General features: G+C 54.9%; 1 protein-coding gene. It reads right to left on the minus strand.

Features of this window, described 5'->3' with window-relative positions:
* The coding region (locus ABR397_RS23490; protein ID WP_350307805.1) for a hypothetical protein at positions 1–379 on the minus strand (379 nt) is incomplete at both ends.

Raw genomic sequence — 379 nt, forward strand, 5'->3', positions numbered from 1 at the left:
GTACTGATAGGTGTCCGTGTAGGTTTCCCGCTGAATCAACTGACCGGCCGCATCATAATGCTGGCGTACCCGACGTTCCGGGTATTTGAACACGCGGTCACCCAGGCGCCGTTCGGTGCTCAACAAGCCCGCCGCGTTGTATTCGTACTGGATTAAGGTGTCGTCGGGACGAATTTCTTCGATTAAGCGCCCTTCGGCATCCCGGTTCAGTAAATAGCGGCCATCGTTGGCATTCTCAATTTTCACCAGATGCCCTTCAGGGCTGTACTGATAGCGAATTTGACGTTGCAGACGGTCTGTCGCACAGACCACCTGACCGAATGCATTGTATTCCCAGGCGCGGGGCGCATTCTCATTGCGCTGGTGATGGATGAGCTGA

Source organism: Photorhabdus viridis, assembly GCF_040256935.1.
Taxonomy (GTDB): Bacteria; Pseudomonadota; Gammaproteobacteria; order Enterobacterales; family Enterobacteriaceae; genus Photorhabdus; species Photorhabdus viridis.